Genomic DNA, 20,367 nt, shown 5'->3' on the forward strand with positions numbered 1-20,367 from the left:
TCTATGAAACAGAAAAAAACCAATCGTGTGGCCTTGCTGCTCCACTGGGCCGGAGAGCAAAAGGTATGGCTGTTCCTGGCCGTGCTTCTGGCGATGACCGGGGGCCTGTGCATTGTGGTGCCCTATATTGAAATTTACCGGCTGATGGACGCCGCCTTTGGCGGGACCTGTACCGAAGAACTGGTGGTGCGGGTCGTGGCTGCTGTGGCCGCGGCGGTGGTGCTCCGCTTTGTGCTGTTCGGGGCGTCTGGAGTGGTATCCCACAAGGGAGCCTACGGCGCGCTGTTCAAGGTGCGCTGCATGGTAGCGGAACACATGGCTAAGGTGCCGCTGGGGGCGCTGAACGAGCGGCGGACCGGAGACATCAAAACCGTACTGAATGAGGACATCGAGAAGCTGGAACTGTTTCTGGCCCACAACCTGCCGGATCTGGTGTGCTATCTGGTGGGGCCGGTGGTGGTTTTTGCCTACCTGATGACCGTCAATATCCCGCTGGCTCTGATTTCCTTGGTGCCGCTGGTGCTTGCGGTTGTGGTGATGGCGGTCATGTTCCGCAACACGGACGACCTGATGGACCGGGCCAACCGTTCCATCACCGCACTGAACTCGGTCATGATCGAGTATATCAGCGGCATGAAACTCATCAAGGCATATAACATGGGGAGCAAATCCTTCCAGAAATTCTCCTCCGCCATTCATGAGGAAAACGCCATGTGGAACGAGACCTCCCGCCGCATGGGACCACCCTACGCGGCCTTCGTGGTCATCATTGAGTGCGGAATGCTGCTCATGGTGCCGCTGGGCGGGATGTTTTTCCTGAAAGGCTCCCTGACGGCCAGCGCGTTCCTGCTGTTCATCTATGTGGGGTCCATGTACCTGACGGAGATCCGTCCGCTGCAGGAGCTGGGGACCAATTTCGCCAATGTGCTGAACGCGGTCACCAAAGCGAAGGAGATCCTGGATGTCCCCATCTATGAGGGCGGCACGGATTTCCCCCAATGCCATGATATTGAATTGCGGAATGTACGGTTTTCCTACGATGGCAAAACCGATGTGCTGCAAGGCGTCAATCTCAAGATCAGGGACGGAGAGAGGCTGGCCCTGGTGGGGCAGTCCGGCGCCGGCAAGAGCACCATAATCGAACTGATCTCCCGCTTCTATGATGTGCAGGAGGGCGAGGTGCTGATCGGCGGAAAAAATGTCAAGGAGTTGGACTACGACACCATCTTGAGCAATGTGGCTATCGTATTTCAAAAGACCTTCCTCACCCGTGACAGTGTACTGGAGAACATCCTCATGGGGAGCAGCGCCAGTCTGGAGCAAGTGAGGGCCGCCGCAAAGGAAGCCCAGATCGACGACTTCATCATGTCTCTGCCGGATGGCTACGATACCAAGGTGGGGAGCTTCGGCTCCCGGTTTTCAGGCGGAGAGAAGCAGCGGATCGCCATTGCCCGCGCCATTTTGAAAAATGCCCCGATCCTGATTTTAGATGAGGCCACCAGCGCCTCCGACCCGGAAAACCAGATGGAGATTGACAGGGCCATCCAAAATCTTTGTAAAGGCAAGACCGTCATTGTGGTTGCCCACCGCCTGAGCGCCCTGAAGATGTGTGAGCGGGTCGCAGTGGTGGAGGACCACACCATCACCTGTGTCGGCACCCATGAGGAAGTCCGCAGGGATAACGCTTACTACCGGAAAGCCTGGGAGGACTACGAAAAGGCCCGGAACATCACCTATCAGTTGGAAGGGGGGCGAGTAGAATGAGAGAACACGATGTCTTGAAAAAGAACAAAAATTTTTACATTGGCGTTGGGGGAACTGTTTTGGAGGGCCTGCTCTCCGGCAGCCTGTTCCTGTTGCTTTACTCGGTCATGCAGTTTTTGTGGGCGGGGCAGTTTGACCTGAACCGGGTGCTGATGCTGACCGGGGCGATTGCCGGCATCTTCCTGCTCCGTATCCTGATTTACAGCTATGGCTACACCAAAGCCCAGATCGGCGGCGCGGAAGTCAGCCAAAATATCCGGCTGTTTATGGGTGATCATCTCAAGCGTATCCCCCTATCCCGGTTTACCCAGGGGCAGACCGGCGACTACATCAACACCATCACCAGCGATGTCAATAACTATGAAAAGATCCTGACCCACAAAATCGGGGACCTGGCGAAAAACTTTGCCTTGTCCATCATGCTGATTGTGTTTGTCATGACGATCTATGTCCCCGCCGGGCTGATTCTGCTGGCGGCGGATCTGCTGCTGATTCCCGGTTTGTGGCTTTCTTTCCGTATGGTGAAGAAGTACGGCAAAGAAAAGAATGACATCTGTGCGGAGAATGTCAGCAGCATCGTGGAGTATGTATCCGGCATCCAGACCTTCCGGGCTTATGGCGTGGGCGGCTTGAAAAACAAGACGGTCATCAGCGCCATGCGGGACTTCTGCCGCATCAGCTTTGTATATGAGGCCAAGGTGCTCCCTGTGGGAGCCGGGCTGGGTATCCTGATCTGGCTGTCCTGCCCGCTGGTCATCTTAATCGCCTACGCACCGTGGGCAGCCGGGGCCATCGACACGGTTTCCTATCTGTTGGTCTGCATGTTGCCGCTGTTCTGTTCCAAACTTGCCAACGCCATTTTTGTGGACCTCACCAGTTACAAAAACCTGATGATCTCCAAAGGGAAGATCTTGGGCGTGATGGATGAGCCGGAGGAAAGCGGCAGTATGGAGGCGCTGCGGCCCGCTACCCATGAGATCATCTTTGACCATGTGGACTTTGCCTATGTTCCCGGAGAGCCGGTGCTGAAGCAGGCGTCCTTTACGGTGCCGGATCAGAAGCTGACCGCCATTGTGGGCGATTCCGGCTCCGGAAAATCCACCATCCTGAATTTGATTGCAAAATATTATGAGCCAGCCAGTGGCGTCATCTCCATCGGAGGGAAGCCCATCAATCATGTGGCGGCGGAGCGCGTGCTGGAGCAGGTTTCCATGGTAGATCAGGATGTGTTCCTCTTTGACGACACCATCCGGGACAACATCCGTCACGCCCGCCCCGGCGCATCAGACGCGGAGATTGAGGCAGCCTGCCGGGAGGCCAACTGTGACGGATTTATCCGCAGGATGGAAAAGGGCTATGATACCCCTACCGGCGAGAACGGCAATCTGCTCTCCGGAGGAGAGCGGCAGCGGCTTTCTATCGCTCGGGCCATTCTGAAAAACAGTCCCATCCTATTGCTGGACGAGGCTACCGCATCCCTGGACATTGAGAACGAGCTGGCGGTCAAGCAGGCCATCGCCAATCTGCTCAAGGAGAAAAAGACCGTGGTGATGATCGCCCATACCCTTTCCATCGTCAAGAATGCGGATCAGATCCTGGTAGTGGCGGACGGAACAATCAAGGAGTCCGGCACCCACGAGGAACTGCTGGCCGAGAACGGCAAATATGCGGCCATGTGGAACGCAGAACAAAAAATCACTGTATAAATGAGAGGTTGCGTCGATGAAAAAACTCCATGCGTCGGGCGAGGATTATCTGGAGGCCGTGCTGGTGCTCCAAAAGGAAAAGGGCATGGTACGCTCCGTGGATGTGTCCAGGCACCTTGATGTATCGAAACCCAGCGTGTGTCATGCGGTAGCTACCTTGAAAGAGGGCGGTTTTCTCACCATGGACGAAGACTCTTTCCTGCACCTGACCGATGTGGGCAGAGAGGTTGCCGAAAAAACTTATGAGAAGCACTGCTTTTTCACCCGTCTGCTGGTGGATGCAGGTGTAGAGCCAAAGACTGCCGAGCAGGATGCCTGCCGCATGGAGCACGCAATCAGCGATGACAGTTTTCAAAAAATTAAATCAGGGCTAAAGGACAAATAAAAAGTGGCCTGTCAGTCGAGGTTATTGGGGGTGATATAGTGGGAAAACTGTTCATATTATCGGTCGAAGAAGATGACCTTGAAACCGTTGAGAAAATCATGGCCTTCATAGAGTCAACAGAACTGGTCATGTGTACGGATCTTTCCTCTGCCCCTCTGCGCTACAAGGCTTTATGTATCGACGCTGCGTGCCGTCAAGTGTTTTGGCAGGGCAAATTCATAGAGCTGACCCCTATGGAGTTCGATGTATTTCATTTGCTTGTCCGGCGGCCCGGACGGGTATTTTCACAAAGGGAGATCTATGAGTTTGTTGCCCCTGATTCGTTTGACAGCAGTTGGACGGGAATCTCCAGCATCATTTACAAGCTGCGTCATAAACTGAACGCTGACCTTATCCAGACCGTGTATGGGAAGGGCTATAAATTCTTGCCGCCATGAGGATTATAGAAAAGAATGTTGGTAGATAGTACGAAACCATTCATTTATTGGAACTATGCAGAGTAAGGAATAAAAGTGTTATAAATCTGCGGTATGTTGGTGCATACCGCAGATTTTGCTATATCATAAATAGAGATTGGCGAGTTTTATTGAAGAATACAGTAGTTTATGTTACCATAGAGAGGTAAGTTAAGACTAACTTGATGGAGTGATGACAATGGAGAAGGTCAACTTCAATCCGGAATGGTATGGTGTACAGGCAAAAGTACTATCGAGAAGCGAAAGACAGCTGGTTGTGGATTATGGATGTAATGGGCGTGGTATCGTAAAAAATTATAGCTTGTTTGAGGGCATACAACTTTGCTTCCTCGATTTTGAAACGGATGAATCTATGAGGACCCAGAAGTTCAATCCAGATATCCTCCAGATTACTCACTGTCAAACCGGACGCTATGAATGTGAATTTGCCAATCATACTGTGGCATATTTGCCAACGGGCTATTTCAGCGTTGCAACCACAGCGCATTTGCCGACTTCGTTCTCTTTTCCCTTGGGGAAGTATTACGGCGTTAGCCTTGTCATAGATCGTCAGGCGCTTTCGGACGAAATACGCCGGATGATGCGGACAATTCCCATTGACCTTGATAAAATAGGGACAACACTTGGTCTTGAAACACAATGGTATGTCAGTGATACTCCACCGCAATTACGACACTTGTTTTCCGAATTATACACAGCCATTCAAACGGAGCCTGTCGGCTATTTCAAAATTAAGGCCATAGAGCTATTATACCACATGGATCAGTTGACACAGATTAGCGGGTGCGACTCAAAGTATTTTGATAAGAAACAGATTCAAGCAACAAAAGCTATTCGGGAGTATCTTATTTCCCATCTGGATGAAAAAGTTCCCTTGGAACAGTTGGCAAAAGAGGCGCACTTGAATCTGTCGGTGTTCCATCTGGTATTTTCCCACATATATGGGGACACTCCGTATGCCTACCTCAAAAAATACAAAATGAATTTAGCTGCCCAGTGGCTTTCGGAAAACAAGATGAAAATCGGTGATATTGCCTTGGAGCTTGGATATAGCAACGCAAGTAAATTTGCTAAAGCATTTCAATCTGTATATGGAATGCTGCCAAAAGACTACCGAAAAAATCGATAGTCATGTACAGGCGGCGTTTAACAGCGGTAGAGGTGTAGTCTCTACTAATTCATTGGTATCTTTGGGCTATTTTTGCCCGTGACGCATAGATATGGAGTAGCAGCCAATTTCAAAAGTTGATAGAATAAATGTCGCGGTTAGCAAGAACTAACTGCGACATTTTCTCTTTTAAGGAGGGTTCATGCTATGTCAAACGCAAAGTCGAAACAGGCAAAACCAAAGACGGGTTTGGCACGATGCATGGAATTGGCTTCTGACAGAAAGGGCCTTGTGTTCTTAGCCGCGGTTCTTTCGTCATTGGCAGCCATTGCTTCGTTTATCCCGTACATAGCGGTCTATTTTATGATCCGCTCAATTATCGGTGTTTTCCCGAACCTTGACCAGTTGGATATGGGGATGGTCATGAATTATGGCTGGCTGGCGCTCGCCGGGATCGTGGCAAATATCCTACTGTATTTTCTGGCTATTTTCAGCTCACACATGGCGGCATTTGGAACGCTGTACGAGTTGAAAGTTCTCTTTGCAGACCATATTACCAAAATCCCACTGGGGTATCACTTAACGATTGGCAGCGGCCGTCTGCGGAAAATCATGGATGAAAACATTGAAAGTGTGGAGGGCTTTATTGCTCACCAGTTTCCTGATTTTGTTGCCTCTATTACCGCCCCTATCGTCATGGTCATCATCCTGTTGGCTGTTGACTGGAGGTTTGGCCTTGCTTCCCTGGTCGGCATCATTCTTGCATTTGTCGCAGAGTTTATTGGCTTTGGCAGCGGTGAAATGAAGGAGAACATGGGCAAGTACCAAAAGGCTTTGGAAGAAATGAATAATGCCTCTGTGGAGTATGTCCGGGGAATGTCGGTAGTAAAGGCGTTCAATCAAACAGCATCTTCGTTCAAAAAACTCAAAGAGGCAATCACCGGCTATACGGAATGGGTCCTCAAGTTCTCTCTGGGCTGGCAGAATTGTATGCCTGCCTTTACCACAATCATCAATAATGTTTACCTGATTCTTGTTCCTGTGGGCATCCTGATTGGGTCCAGAACGGATGATTTTGCCGGATTTGCGATGACCTTTATCTTTTATCTGCTCTTTGTACCAGCAATTTCCGGCGTGCTGAACAAAATCATGTATATTTCAGAGTCGTTCATGCAGATCAACGGGAATGTGGCCAGGATGGACGAGATATTGAACATTCCAGAAATGCCGGAAACGGCTCATCCTAAGAAACCTGCTGGGGACGATGTTGTTTTCAATAATGTCAGCTTTTCCTACACGGGAGATAATTCTGAGAAAGCTCTGGAAAATGTATCTTTCTCGGCAAAGCAGGGACAGATCACAGCCATTGTCGGACCTTCCGGCGGCGGCAAAAGTACGATTGCCAATCTGATTTCCCGCTTTTGGGATGTGTCCTCCGGCAGCATTACCATCGGCGGTATAGATGTGCGCGATATGGCGGAGGATGACCTGATGCACCATGTCAGCTTTGTGTTCCAGGATATTTTCCTGTTCAAGCAGAGCATCTTGGATAATATCCGTATGGGCAATCCTTCGGCCAGCGAGGAACAAGTGATTGCGGCGGCGAAAGCAGCGCAGTGCCACGAGTTCATCTCCAAACTGCCCAACGGGTATCACACGGTGGTCGGCTCCAAAGGCATCCATCTCTCTGGCGGTGAGCGCCAGCGGATTGCTATTGCGCGGGCTATTATCAAGAACTCGCCTATCATCGTGCTGGATGAGGCAACGGCGTTCAGTGACCCGGAGAATGAATACCTGATCCAGAAAGCCTTTGAAAAGCTGATGCAGGGTAAGACAGTTATCATCATCGCACACCGCCTCTCCACGATCCGCAATGCAGATAAGATCATCGTCATGGAGAAAGGGCACTTGGTCGAAGAAGGAAAACATGACGAGCTGGTGGCCGCAAGCGGACGCTATGCACAAATGTGGAACCACTATACAGAAGCGATTGGCTGGAAAATCAGCGGAAAGGCGGTGCAACTATGAGCAGATTACAAAAAGCTCTCTTTTTGTCAGACAAGGGTTACGCAGATCTGAAAAAAGCAATCTTCGCCTGCACATTGACGAACCTGGCTATGCTTCTGCCGTTCTGTGTAACTGTTATGGTCTTCAGTGAAATTTTGACGCCCTTTGTCAGCGGTGACTCCATCCAGTGGAACCATATCTGGATGCTGTGGGGCGCAGGTATTGTTTCAGCCATCCTGGTATTTCTGGCCGCCAAAAACGATTACCGTAAAACCTATATTGCCTCATATAAAGAGTCGAACACGACCCGGCTGCGGATTGCGGAGCACCTTCGGAAACTCCCTATGAATTTCTTTAACACCAAGGATCTTTCTGAACTGACCACGAATATGATGGCGGATTGCAGCAGCATGGAGTCCCTGCTCAGCAGCACGATCCCTCCACTGATTGCAAACGGCATCACGGTGACCCTGACCTGTATCCTGCTGGCCTTCTTTGACTGGCGTCTTGCTCTGTGCGTATTCATCACGGTTCCGATTGCCTTCCTCATTATCTGGCTCAGCCGGAACCATCAAAAGAAGCTGTTTGAAAAGCAGGTTAATGCAAAACTGGCTGCCTCTGACCAGGTACAGGAATACCTGGAAGGTATGAAGATCATCAAGTCCTGCGGGCTGTCCGGCTCTCATTTCAGTGCGTTGGATAAAGCTCTGCTTGCTATGAAAAAGATTGCCATCAAAGTGGAAATGGCTGTCGGCGTGTTTATGTCCAGCGCCAGCATGATTTTGCAGGCAGGTATTGGCATTACAATCTTTGTCGGTGCTATTCTCCTGACCAGTGGACAAATTGAACTGCTGCCTTTGCTCATGTTTCTGCTGATGGTCACGCGGATTTATGGCCCTATTTTGGCAATCCTGGCGAATTTGTCCTCGCTACTGAATTTGAATGTAGTTACAAGTCGTATGCGTACCTTGCTCACCACTCCTGTGATGGACGGTGACGGGAAAATGGTTCCGAACTGCGATATTGAGCTTTCCCATGTGACTTTTGGCTACAATCAGGAAGATGTCATCAAAGATGTTTCCTGCAAAATTCCCCAAGGGAGCGTGACCGCCCTCGTTGGCCCGTCCGGTTCCGGTAAAAGCACGATTTCCAAACTGATTGCCCGGTTTTGGGATGTTCAACAGGGCAAGATCACCGTGGGCGGCAAAGACATCAAGAGTATGGAGCCGGAAAGCCTCATGTCTTATATGTCTTTCGTGTTCCAGGATGTGACCTTGTTCAATGATACGGTTATGAATAATATCCGTCTTGGCAATCCAAACGCAACAGACGATCAGGTAATTGCTGCTGCCAAAGCCGCCTATTGTGATGAATTTGTCCGGGAGATGCCGGATGGGTATCAGACGGTTCTCGGTGAAAACGGCAGCACCCTTTCCGGCGGTGAGCGCCAGCGTATTTCCATCGCCCGCGCATTACTAAAAAATGCGCCCATCATTCTGCTTGACGAGGCCACAGCATCCCTTGACCCAGAGAATGAAGTCCTGGTTCAAAAAGCGATTGCCAAACTGGTAGAAGGCAAGACGGTTATTATGATCGCCCACCGTCTCCGTACAGTTGTGGATGCGGATCAGATCATTGTTCTTGACAATGGACGACTGGTAGAACATGGAACGCACGATGAGTTGATGAAGAAGAATGGGCTGTATTATAAGTTGTTCCATATTCAGCAGGAAAGCCTTGGTTGGGCGGTATAACTTTGGGGGAAAAGCGTTGACTGGACTGGCTGTTCTACAATATGATAATCTGTGTATTGACCCAAACCAGCGTAGGGCCTTTGTGAGCGGGCGAGCGGTGGAGTTGACCACGATGGAATTCAATATCCTATATTATCTGGCCTTACACCCTGGCTGGACCTTTACCCGGGAGCAGCTTTACCGATATGCGATGCCCGATGACTTTGCTTCCGGCCTCGAAAGCGTCACCAGCCGGATCTACAAGATACGGAAGAAATTAAATATCAATGCGATTCAAACGGTATATGGATATGGTTATCGCTTTGAAAAGTAAGGGAACAAGCAAGAAAGCGGCCTTTGTATTATAGCAAGGGCCGTTTTCGATTTGTGCGGATAGGAAAACATCAATAATTCCAACCAAACGGAATAAAGTCGTCTAAACGGAATAGACAGGCAGGGAGGCCCTCGGTAAAATACATCGTGTGAGATGGACGCATGGCGTCCTATTTTTCACGAAGAAAGTTAGTGCAATCTAACCAAAAAGGAGAGAACATTATGTCTGAACCAGTCAAGGGCCGCGGGATGAGCGGCAAAGATGTCATTACCGTGGGGATTTTCTCCGCCATTTACTTTGTCATCAACTTTGCCTTTATGCTTCTGGGCGGGCTGCACCCGCTGCTTTGGATCTTGATGCCGGGCTTTATCGCTCTGTTTACCGGCATTCCATATCTCATGATGTGCGCCAAGGTGCAGAAGGTGGGCTCCGTCCTGCTGATGGGACTCATCACGGGCCTCATTTACTATGTCACCGGGCAATTCACCGTTGTGATCCTGGTATCCTTCGTTCTGGCCTGCGGCTTGGCTGAAATTACCCGTGTCATCACCCACTACCGGAGCATGGCCGGCAACCTGGTATCCTTTGTGCTGTTCTCTGTGGGCATGGTGGGCTCTCCGCTCCCGATCTGGCTGATGCGGGAGGACTTCCTGCGGCAGATCACAGAACAAGGGATGCCAGCGGACTATGTGAACACTCTGGCGGCCCTTTCCTCCAATGGGATGCTGATCGTTCTGTTCCTGGCTCCTGTTGTTGGAGCGGTCATCGGCGGCATCCTTGCCCGCGCCATGTTCCGCAAGCACTTTGAAAAGGCTGGCCTGGTGTAAGATGGGGAACGGGAAGAAATCGATCTTTGACCCGAGAGCTGGACTGTGGATTCTGATCGCCGCCAATATCATCGCGTTCAGCGACCATACTCTGTGGGTGGAACTGGCGCTGGTCGCTCTGCTGCTGGCACTGATGGTTGTCCACAGAAGATTTACAATGGCAGTCAAATGGGCTGTTGGATATTGCGCCCTGCTGGTCTTTCAACAGGTGATCCTGCCGGCGTCGCCTATGATCATCGCCACCAGTTTTACCATCTTTGCCACCTATACCCGCCGGATGTTCCCCTGCCTGATGACCGGATCGCTGATGTTGAAATGCACTCCTTTGCGCTACCTGATCGTAGGGCTGCGGCAGTTACATATTCCCCAGAAGCTGATCGTGGCTATATCCGTGACACTGCGGTACTTCCCCGCTATCCGGGAGGAGATCGGCCACATCCGGGACGCGATGAAGCTGCGGAATATCCGGGGGTTCAGCCGCTTGGAGTGTACGGTGATGCCCCTCATGGTGTCCGCTACGGAGACGGCGGAGGAGCTCTCCGCGGCGGCCGTGACCCGAGGAATCGAAAATCCAGCCCGAAAGACCAGCGCCGTGTCCTTGCGTCTAATGCCGGTGGACTTGATTGGGATGCTGTTGGTCCTGGCCTTGCTGATAGGCTCATTTGTGGTACAATAAGGGGGAGTGACAATGATAGGTTTGGAACAGGTTTCCTTTGGCTATGGAGAAAAACAGGAAACGCTTTCCCATGTCAGCGCCACTGTTGCCCGCGGAGAGTGCGTCCTGCTGTGCGGGGCCTCCGGCTGCGGAAAGACCACGGTGACGAAGCTGATCAACGGCCTGATCCCGGCTTTTACTCCCGGATGCCGTCTGGAAGGGCGGGTGATGGTAAATGGGCTTGCGCCGCGGGAAACACCCATGTATGAACTGGCCCAGCGGGTAGGCTCTGTGTTTCAAAATCCAAAGTCCCAGTTTTTTAATCTGGACACCGACAGCGAACTGGCCTTTGGGCTGGAAAATGAGGGCCGTCCGCCGGAAGAGATCCGCCGCCGCGTGGAGCAGGTCGCGGAAACACTGCACCTCCAGGAACTGCGCGGGAAAAACATCTTTTCTCTGTCCGGTGGGCAAAAGCAGCTTCTGGCCTTTGGCTCTGTTTATGCCATGGGCCCTGAAATCTATGTGCTGGACGAGCCGACAGCCAATCTGGATCGGGAGGCCATTGCCCGGCTCCACGACCAGATCGCCGCTTTGAAGCGGCAGGGCTGCACAATCGTGGTGGCGGAGCATCGCCTGTACTTTCTCACCGATCTCATCGACCGGGCGTTTTATCTTCGGAGCGGGGGGCTGGAGCGCGTCTTCACCGGGGAGCAGTTTCGCAGCCTGCCAGACCCGGAGCGGGAGGCCCTGGGGCTGCGTACCCTGACCCCGGCGGTATGCACGCTCCCCGCTGTGGAATCGGCCGGCAGCGAAGAAGGGCTGTCTGTGGAGGGCTTAACCTGCAGCTTTCGCAAAGGAGCTCCCGTGTTCCGGGATCTGTCCTTTTCCGCCCGCCCCGGCGAGGTGGTGGCAATCACCGGACCCAACGGCGTGGGCAAGACCACACTTTCCCGCTGCCTTTGCGGGCTGCTGAAAGAACAAGCGGGACAAATTCTGCTGAACGGAAAGCCTCTGGATCGAAAAGGCCGCCAGCGGTCGGCTTTCTGTGTCATGCAGGATGTAAACCATCAGCTGTTCTCCGACAGCGTGTGGGGAGAGTGCCGGATGTCTGCGCCGGAGGCATCTGACAATCAGATTTCGGAGGTGCTGGACAGCCTCCACCTGCTGTCCTTTCGGGAGCGGCATCCGATGTCCCTCTCCGGGGGACAGAAGCAGAGGCTGGCAGTAGCTACGGCCCTGCTGTCGGAGAAGCCGGTGCTGATTTTTGACGAGCCCACCAGCGGTTTGGACTATGCCCGTATGGTGGAGGTGTCCGGGGTGATCCGCAGTCTGGCAAGGCATGGGCGGATCGTTCTGGTGGTTACCCATGACCAAGAATTCATGCAGAGAGCCTGTGACCGGGTGCTGCGATTGTAAAAGGAGAAATTTCATGCTGGAGCAAGTAATGGCAGACAACGGATTCCCTGTCCCGCTGGTGGAGGGTGGAAACTGCCGGGTCTTTCAGTTTCACAGCGGTACCGGAGAGGGGATCATGACACAATACGATCTGTTCCCCGGCGTATCCCTGATGTACAACGATTTCCATATGGAGAGCTATGATTCCGCGTTCCGTACAACGGAGGATCTGCTGTGCATTGATTACTGCCGCCAGGGGCGCATGGAGTACCCTGCCGGCCCGGATGCGTACTCCTATGTAGAGGCGGGCGACCTGAAGCTGGACCGGCGGCTGGAGCACCAGGGCCATTTTACCTTCCCCCTTGCCCATTATCACGGGATCACCGTTGGCTTTGCGCTCCCCCAGGCCGCCCAATCGCTGAAGGAGTGGATACGGGAATTTCCGGTGGATCTGGCCCGGCTCCAGAATAAATTCTGCTCCAGTCGCCATCCCAAGGTGCTCCATGGGGCGCCCTCCATCGATCACATTTTTCAGGAGCTCTACGCGGTGCCGGAGCAGATCAAGATTCCTTATTTCCGCATCAAAGTACTGGAATTGCTCCTGTATCTGGACGCGCTGGAACTGCCAAAGGATGCGGAAAAGCCTTACTTCTATAAATCCCAGGTGGAAAAAGTGAAGGCTATCCATCGGTTATTGACGGGGGAGCTGGAACGCCACTATACGATTGCGGAATTGTCCGAACGGTTTTCTGTCCCTGCTACGGCGCTGAAGGAGTGCTTCAAGTCGATTTATGGGCAACCCATCAACACCTATATGCGTAATTTCCGCATGGACCAGGCCGCGCTTCTGCTCCAGCAGGAGCCTCAAATGGGAGTGGCAGAGATCGCCGGCCGGGTAGGTTATGACAGCTCCAGCAAATTTGCCGCCGCATTCAGGGAAGTCAAGGGCAAGACGCCCCTGGAGTACCGGCGGGAAAGCCAATAAATTTTTCCGTCCAAACAGGACCAGACCGGCAGGACGGAGCGGACAGAGCGGTAAGAATCCCTTATAATCGTTGTAGTTAGTGTAAGCAAACTACAACGATTTTTTTTGAGAGGAGTATTGCACATGAAGGAACGAACTTGGCTCGGTATCCTGCTCTCCTTCGCCGCACCCTGCCGGGGGAAGATGGCCGGGTCTGTGGTACTGGCTATTCTCAGTGTGGCCGGGGGCTTCGTACCGTATCTCGGCGTTTATCAGATCATCCGGCTCTTTCTGGAGCGTCAGGCAGACTGGGAGGGCATTGTATTTTGGTGCGGCGTGTGTCTGGCCGGCTATGCCGTCAAGGTGGCGGGATATGCCCTGTCCACCATGCTGGCCCATGTATCCGCCTACACGATTTTGGAGGGCCTGCGCCTTCAGGTGGCGGACCGGCTGATGGGGGCGCCGCTGGGCGAGGTGGAAAGCCGGCCCATTGGCTCCATGAAAAGCACCATCGTGGACCGTATTGAAGATGTGGAGCCGCCTCTGGCTCACATGATCCCGGAACTCAGTTCCAATCTTCTGCTGCCTCTGGTCGTGGTCATCGCCATGTTCGCCATCGACTGGCGGATGGGCCTCGCCCTGCTGGTGACCATCCCGGTGGCGCTCATCCCCATGACCTTCGGGATGCGGACCTATAACAAGAATTACGCCGCCTACATGGAGGCCAACGCCCATGTGAACAGCGTGATCGTGGAATATGTAGAGGGCATTCAGGTGGTGAAGGCGTTCAGCCAGGGGGAGCGATCCTATCAGAAATTCGCCCAGGCGGTGGCCTCCTTCCGGGACTTCACCATGGGATGGTTCCGCTGCACCTGGGCCTCCATGAATCTGTGCCTGTCCATTCTGCCGACCACCCTGCTGGGGACCCTGCCGGCGGGCGTCGCGCTCTATCAGGCGGGGATACTGGACCCGGCCCAAGTGACGCTCTGCCTGATGCTGGCCCTGGGAATCGTGTCCCCCCTGATGAGCGCCACCGCCTTCATCAACTCCATGAAAAGTATGCAGTTTGCAGTAAAGGACACCCGTGAACTGCTGAATTTGCCCCAGCTCACGCAGGCGGAGCAGAATGTCCATCTGGAAGGCAGCGGCATCCAGATGCGGGATGTATCTTTTTCCTATGGCGGGACAGAGGGCAAGGAGGTGCTTCGCCATCTGAACCTGACCATCCCACAGGGAAAATTCACCGCCCTGGTGGGGCCGTCGGGCGGCGGAAAGTCTACCATCGCCCGGCTGACCGCCCGGTTTTGGGATGTGACGGGAGGCTCCATCACCCTGGGCGGACAGGACATCCGCAAGCTCCCGCTGAAGCAGCTCTCCCAGTCCATCAGTTTCGTCACGCAGGACAACTTCCTCTTTGACTGCTCCCTGAAAGAGAACATCCGGCTGGGGCGTCCGGGGGCCTCGGACGAGGAGGTGCTGGCGGCTGCTCAGGCGGCCCAGTGCGAAGAATTTATCGGCCGGCTGGAGCATGGCTGGGATACGACGGCCGGAGACGCGGGCAAGCAGCTCTCCGGCGGGGAGCGTCAGCGCATCGCCATCGCCCGCGCCATTTTGAAGGACGCCCCCATTGTGATTTTGGACGAGGCGACCGCCTTCACTGATCCCGAGAATGAGGACAAAATCCAACGCTCCATTATGGCGCTTTCCAGGGGGAAAACGCTTCTGGTCATCGCCCACCGGCTCTCCACCATCCAGAACGCGGACCAGATCGTGGTGCTGGAGAAAGGGAGCGTTGCAGACTGTGGCACACAGGAAGAACTGCTGGGCCGCTGCCCGCTGTATCAGACCCTTTGGACGGCCCATGTGGGGGCACGAAACTGGGCGGTCACATCCGGCAAAAAGGAGGGGAATTGAGATGTTTCACAGCGTAGGACGCATTATGGGATGGGCAAAGAACTATCGAAAGCGAATGATTCTGGGCTTTGTGTGCTCGTTTTTTGCAACATGGTGTACCGCGGGGCCGGTGATGCTGGCGGCCTGGGCCCTGGGGCGGATGATCGGGAACGCCTGGGGAGAGAATGAGCTTTCCGGCTCTCTCCCATGGCTGTGCTTATCTGGCATCGTCGTTCTGATCCTGCTGCGGTTTTTCTTCACCTATTGGAAAAACCGGCTCCAGGAGAGCATCGGAACGGAACGGGCGGCAGAGCAGCGGATGGAACTGGGAGATGTGCTGAAACGGGTGTCCCTTGGGTACTTTGCCAAAAACAATCTGGGGGACATTTTGGCGGCGCTCACCACGGAGTTGAGTACACTGGAACTCCAGAGTATGAAAATGGTGGACGCGGTGGTAAACGGTTATATTCAGGTAGCCGTGATCCTGCTGTGCGTGGCGATTTTCTGCCCGCCCGCCGCGCTGGTGGCGCTGATCGGTGTGCTGGTGTCCGCCTTTGCGCTGCGGGGCATTGGCCGTCAGAGCGCCCGCACCGCTCCTGTGAGCCACCGGGCTCAGGAGGCATTGTCCGGCGCGGCTGTCGAATACATCCACGGTCTGCCGGTAGTGAAATCCTTTGGACAGGACGGGGTTTCCGTTCAGCGGTTCCGGGACGCCTGCCGGGACAATAAGGCCATCCGAATCAAAAACGAATTTGGTTTCGTCCCCTGGAACTGCCTGCATCTGTTCGCTCTGCGGGCGGCGTCCGTGGGGCTGGTGCTCGCCGCGGGCCAGCAGGCTTTGGCAGGCGCTTTACCGCTCCCGTATTTCCTGATGATCGCCCTGTTCTCCTTCACCATTTTCGGCAGTGTGAAGGCCATCAATGACGCGGCCCACATCCTGTCGGTGACAGATTCGGTGCTGGACCGGCTGGAGGAACTGGAACATACGGATTTCATTGACAAGGGCGGGAAAGAGGTCACGCCGGAGCGGTTCGATGTGTCCCTCTCCCATGTATCCTTCGGGTATGGGAGCCGCGAGGTACTCCACGATGTGACCTTTACCGCGCCCCAGGGGACCACTACCGCCATTGTGGGGCCGTCTGGCTCCGGCAAGAGCACGATATGCAATCTGGTGGCCCGCTTCTATGACGCGGACCGCGGCTCCGTGTCAGTGGGCGGCCACGATGTGAAAGAATTTACCTGCGAAAGCCTGCTGAAAAACATCTCCATGGTCTTTCAAAATGTGTATCTCTTCCAGGACAGTGTAGAGAACAATATCAAATTCGGCTGCCCCGATGCCACCCACGAGCAGGTGGTGGCCGCCGCCAAAGCTGCCTGCTGCCATGACTTCATCTCGGCCCTGCCGAACGGCTATGGCACCGTGATTGGAGAGGGCGGCTCCACCCTTTCCGGCGGGGAGAAGCAGCGCATCTCCATCGCCCGGGCCATTTTGAAGGACGCCCCTATCGTCATCCTTGATGAAGCGACCGCCAGTGTAGACCCGGAGAATGAACACCTGATCCAACAGGCTCTGTCCGCTTTGACAAAGGGGAAAACCATCCTCACCATCGCCCACCGGCTGGCTACCATCCAGCACGCGGATCAGATTCTGGTGGTGGAGGATGGCCGTATCGCCCAGCGGGGTACCCATGCGGAACTGATGGCCCAGGGCGGCTTGTACCGGCGGTTTATTGAGATTCGGGAACAGGCCGAGGGCTGGAGATTGGCGTGAAGAAAAGAGTGAAACGGCAACACGGCACATCACTTCATGCCTCTGGCGAAGACTATCTGGAGGCCGTGCTGGTACTCCAAAAGGAAAAGGGCATGGTACGCTCCGTGGATGTGGCCCGGCACATGGGAGTCTCCAAGCCCAGCGTGTGTCACGCGGTAGCTACCCTAAAAGAAGGGGGCTTCCTCACCATGGACGGGGACTTCTTCCTCCGCCTGACCGATGTGGGCAGGGAGGTAGCCGAACAGACCTATGAAAAACACTGCTTCTTTACCCGCTTGTTGACGGAGGCAGGTGTCGATCCAAAGACAGCAGAACAGGACGCCTGCCGCATGGAGCATATGATCAGCGAGAACAGTTTTCGGCATCTGAAGCAGAGTATGGACAAAAAGAAATAGCCGCAGGAGGTGAGGCTGGTGACAGGGATGGCCGTGCTGCAATACGGGAATTTGCGTATTGACCCAAATGAACGCAGGGTCTATGTAAATGAACAAGTTGTGGAATTGACCACGATGGAGTTCAATATTCTATATTATCTGGCTTTACACCCCGGCTGGACTTTTACCCGGGAGCAGCTTTACCGATATGCAATGTCTGACGACTTTGCTTCCGGCCTCGAAAGCGTCACCAGCCGGATCTACAAGATACGGAAAAAACTAAATATCAATGGGATTCAAACGGTACACGGATACGGTTATCGCTTTGAGAAGTAAGAGACACTGGTGATTGTAATAGCATATACTTAATAAAAACGCAGCTGCCAACCAAGGCAGCTGCGTTTTTTGTTTAATGAATAGAATACACCGACCCGCATACGGTTCAGCCGTTATAATTGTGGCTTGACAAATACAATCGTTTGATTTAAGATAATATCATTATTGGATAATATGATTATCGAAAAGAGGTGAACGAAATGCGTCCTGTAAACGAAAAGCTGCGGAAGGATCTGCTGGAAGCCGGGAAGCGCGAGTTTATGGAGAACGGCTTCCGGGGGGCATCCTTAAAAAGTATAGCAGCCTCTCTTGGAGTAACAACTGGAGCGATTTACCGCTACTATACGGACAAGGAGGCACTGTTTGACGGATTGGTGAGAGAGCCAGCCCAAGAGCTGGTAGAGCGTTATCGGACCCTTCAGCAGACCTTTGCCGGCAGGAGTTTGGAGGAGCAGCTTCAAAAGCTCCCGGAGGTACCGGACAAGGAAGCCTCCTGGATGATGGACTTTCTCTACGACCACTTTGACGCATTCAAGCTCATCGCCTGCTGTTCCTCCGGGACAAAGTACGAGCATTACCTGGATACCCTGGCGGAAATTGAGGATCACTCTGGACGGCTTCTGGTGGATCGAATGGTGGAAGCTGGCTATCCCATTCGCCGTCTGGATGATGAGCTGATCCACATCATGTCCACCGCACTTTTCAACGGCATGTTTGAAACAATCCGCCATGATATGCCGCGGGAAAAAGCGATGGTTTATATGGATGACCTGCGGAATTTTTACTCCGCGGGCTGGTTCCGTCTCCTTGGAATACCCTTTGAATAAAGGGTTTTCCTTTTGATTTTAAGTTAGCAGTTACTAACCATAAGAAAGGGGTTTTAAGCTATGGATAACAAGAAAGCGCCCTCACCCTTTGCTGTGCTGTGGGGTTGGGCAAGTGGTGAGCACGGCGGATTTTATGCTTCGGTAGCCCTGGCGGTGCTGGGGGTGGCCTGCGGTATGGCGCCATACTTCTGCGTGGCTGCTATGATTGGGCTGCTGCTGGAAGGAGGCGGCCTTGTGGAGTGCCTGCCCTGGTGCGGTCTGGCCCTGGCAGGCTATGCGGGAAAGGCGCTGTTTTCCACATGGTCTACCAGCCTGTCCCACACGGCCACCTATCACACGCTGCGGCGTGTGCGGCAAAATCTGCTCTCCAAACTGAGCCGGGTGCCCATGGGGACGATCCTGGACACGCCCTCCGGCCAGTACAAGACCACCATTGTTGACCGGGTGGAAGGGATGGAGCCCACTCTGGCCCATCTGCTGCCGGAGATGACCTCCAATTTGCTGGTGCCAGTGAGCATCGCGGTCTATATCTTCGTCCTGGATTGGCGAATGGGGCTCGCCTCCCTGGTGACCACGGTGATTGGGTTCGCAGTAGCCTCCCAGAGTGGCAAGACTTACGCTGCCCGATGGCAGGGCGCCGTGGAGGTGGGCCGCCGTATGGCAAATGCCATCGTGGAGTATGTGGGCGGCATCCAGGTGGTCAAAGCGTTCAGCCAGTCCGCCGGGTCTTATAAGCGGTACTCCGATGCCGTGACCGAGAACGCCCAATACTATGTGGACTGGATGGCGGACAATCAGAAGTATATGGCGGTCATGCAGGCGGTCATCCCCTCGGTGCTGCTGCCCGTCCTGCCGGTGGGACTGCTGATGTGGGGCAGCGGAAGCCTGAGCACCGCCGTATTCCTCACCATCGTCGTGCTGTCCCTGGGGCTTACCGGTCCTCTGGTATCAGCCATGACCTTTGTGGACGAATTGGCGGTGGTGGGTACCAATGTGGGTGAGATTTCCGCCATTCTGGAGGCTCCGGAGCTGGAGCGCCCCGCGGCAGAGACGAAGCTGAATGGGCTGGGTATCCGGCTGGATCATGTGTCCTTTGCCTACAAGCAGGAGGACGGTGAAGTGCTCCACGATGTAAGTCTGGACATCCGGCCGGGGACGGTCACCGCTCTGGTGGGCCCTTCCGGCTCCGGCAAGAGCACCATCGCCAAGCTCATCGCCGGTTTCTGGGATGTGACGGGCGGCTCTGTCGCCTTGGGCGGTGTGGATCTGCGGAAGATCCCGCTGGAGCAGCTCAACCGCCAGATTGCCTATGTATCTCAGGACAACTACCTCTTTGACCGCACGGTGCAGGACAACATCCGCATGGGCCGCCTGAACGCCACCGATGCGGAAGTCGAGGCGGTAGCCAAGGTTGCCGGGTGCGATGATTTCATCCGCCAACTGGATCAGGGCTACGACACCATTTGCGGCGGGGGCGGCGGCCACCTTTCCGGCGGCGAAAAGCAGCGCATTTCCATTGCCCGCGCCATGCTGAAGGATGCCCCTATCGTCATTCTCGACGAGGCCACCGCCAGCATCGACCCGGAGAATGAGGCGGTCATTCAGCAGGCTATCTCCCGGCTGACGGAGGGCAAGACGCTGATCGTCATTGCCCACCGGCTGGGCACGGTGGCCGGCGCGGACAACATTGTTGTGGTGGAAGATGGCCGGATCGCCGCCCAGGGGAAGCAGGAGGAGCTGCTGGCCTCCTGCCCGCTGTACCGGCAAATGTGGCAGTCCTATCTGGGCGTCCGGGACGGAGAGGAGGAATAA

General features: G+C 54.2%; 18 protein-coding genes. All 18 read left to right on the forward strand.

The window, feature by feature from the left end:
* Positions 1-3: 3 nt before the first annotated feature.
* The 18 genes from HJY11_RS03290 to HJY11_RS03375 all read left to right on the forward strand — a co-directional run bounded on the left by HJY11_RS03290 (position 4) and on the right by HJY11_RS03375 (position 20,367).
* On the forward strand, positions 4-1,764 hold the full coding sequence (locus tag HJY11_RS03290; RefSeq protein WP_024729817.1) for an ABC transporter ATP-binding protein: 1,761 nt from the start codon (positions 4-6) through the stop codon (positions 1,762-1,764).
* Positions 1,761-3,470: an ABC transporter ATP-binding protein gene (locus tag HJY11_RS03295; RefSeq protein WP_024729818.1), complete on the forward strand. Its 1,710-nt coding sequence runs from the start codon at positions 1,761-1,763 to the stop codon at positions 3,468-3,470. Before HJY11_RS03290 ends, HJY11_RS03295 begins: the two co-directional genes overlap by 4 nt.
* A 16-nt stretch (positions 3,471-3,486) precedes the next feature.
* The gene (locus HJY11_RS03300) at positions 3,487-3,855 is read left to right on the forward strand and encodes a metal-dependent transcriptional regulator (RefSeq protein ID WP_024729819.1); all 369 of its coding nucleotides are present in this window, start codon (positions 3,487-3,489) and stop codon (positions 3,853-3,855) included.
* Positions 3,856-3,893: 38 nt separating this feature from the next.
* Positions 3,894-4,292: a winged helix-turn-helix domain-containing protein gene (locus HJY11_RS03305; protein ID WP_024729820.1), complete on the forward strand. Its 399-nt coding sequence runs from the start codon at positions 3,894-3,896 to the stop codon at positions 4,290-4,292.
* 217 nt (positions 4,293-4,509) lie between these two features.
* The gene (locus HJY11_RS03310; RefSeq protein ID WP_024729821.1) at positions 4,510-5,460 is read left to right on the forward strand and encodes a helix-turn-helix domain-containing protein; all 951 of its coding nucleotides are present in this window, start codon (positions 4,510-4,512) and stop codon (positions 5,458-5,460) included.
* A gap of 186 nt (positions 5,461-5,646) precedes the next feature.
* Positions 5,647-7,467 (forward strand): ABC transporter ATP-binding protein, encoded by a 1,821-nt coding sequence (locus tag HJY11_RS03315; protein ID WP_024729822.1) that lies wholly within the window; start codon positions 5,647-5,649, stop codon positions 7,465-7,467.
* Positions 7,464-9,200: an ABC transporter ATP-binding protein gene (locus HJY11_RS03320; RefSeq protein ID WP_024729823.1), complete on the forward strand. Its 1,737-nt coding sequence runs from the start codon at positions 7,464-7,466 to the stop codon at positions 9,198-9,200. The genes HJY11_RS03315 and HJY11_RS03320 overlap by 4 nt, the downstream gene beginning before the upstream one ends.
* The gene (locus HJY11_RS15420) at positions 9,142-9,513 is read left to right on the forward strand and encodes a winged helix-turn-helix domain-containing protein (protein WP_256174533.1); all 372 of its coding nucleotides are present in this window, start codon (positions 9,142-9,144) and stop codon (positions 9,511-9,513) included. Before HJY11_RS03320 ends, HJY11_RS15420 begins: the two co-directional genes overlap by 59 nt.
* Before the next feature lie 221 nt (positions 9,514-9,734).
* Entirely contained in the window at positions 9,735-10,340 is a 606-nt protein-coding gene (locus HJY11_RS03330; protein WP_024729825.1) for an MptD family putative ECF transporter S component, read from the forward strand.
* A 1-nt stretch (position 10,341) separates the two neighbouring features.
* Positions 10,342-11,016, forward strand: a complete 675-nt coding sequence (locus HJY11_RS03335) for an energy-coupling factor transporter transmembrane component T (protein ID WP_024729826.1) — start codon at positions 10,342-10,344, stop codon at positions 11,014-11,016.
* A gap of 12 nt (positions 11,017-11,028) precedes the next feature.
* The gene (locus HJY11_RS03340; RefSeq protein ID WP_024729827.1) at positions 11,029-12,411 is read left to right on the forward strand and encodes an ABC transporter ATP-binding protein; all 1,383 of its coding nucleotides are present in this window, start codon (positions 11,029-11,031) and stop codon (positions 12,409-12,411) included.
* A gap of 13 nt (positions 12,412-12,424) precedes the next feature.
* Positions 12,425-13,375, forward strand: a complete 951-nt coding sequence (locus HJY11_RS03345; protein ID WP_024729828.1) for a helix-turn-helix domain-containing protein — start codon at positions 12,425-12,427, stop codon at positions 13,373-13,375.
* 123 nt (positions 13,376-13,498) lie between these two features.
* Positions 13,499-15,268 (forward strand): ABC transporter ATP-binding protein, encoded by a 1,770-nt coding sequence (locus HJY11_RS03350; RefSeq protein WP_024729829.1) that lies wholly within the window; start codon positions 13,499-13,501, stop codon positions 15,266-15,268.
* A gap of 1 nt (position 15,269) precedes the next feature.
* Entirely contained in the window at positions 15,270-17,018 is a 1,749-nt protein-coding gene (locus HJY11_RS03355) for an ABC transporter ATP-binding protein (RefSeq protein WP_208074637.1), read from the forward strand.
* On the forward strand, positions 17,015-17,413 hold the full coding sequence (locus tag HJY11_RS03360; protein WP_024729831.1) for a metal-dependent transcriptional regulator: 399 nt from the start codon (positions 17,015-17,017) through the stop codon (positions 17,411-17,413). Before HJY11_RS03355 ends, HJY11_RS03360 begins: the two co-directional genes overlap by 4 nt.
* 27 nt (positions 17,414-17,440) lie before the next feature.
* The gene (locus tag HJY11_RS03365) at positions 17,441-17,728 is read left to right on the forward strand and encodes a winged helix-turn-helix domain-containing protein (protein WP_034551876.1); all 288 of its coding nucleotides are present in this window, start codon (positions 17,441-17,443) and stop codon (positions 17,726-17,728) included.
* A gap of 200 nt (positions 17,729-17,928) precedes the next feature.
* Entirely contained in the window at positions 17,929-18,555 is a 627-nt protein-coding gene (locus HJY11_RS03370; RefSeq protein ID WP_024738452.1) for a TetR/AcrR family transcriptional regulator, read from the forward strand.
* A gap of 60 nt (positions 18,556-18,615) precedes the next feature.
* Positions 18,616-20,367, forward strand: a complete 1,752-nt coding sequence (locus HJY11_RS03375; protein WP_024729833.1) for an ABC transporter ATP-binding protein — start codon at positions 18,616-18,618, stop codon at positions 20,365-20,367.

Origin of the sequence: Bittarella massiliensis (ex Durand et al. 2017) (assembly GCF_017566145.1) — a bacterium.
Lineage (GTDB): Bacteria > Bacillota > Clostridia > Oscillospirales > Ruminococcaceae > Bittarella > Bittarella massiliensis_A.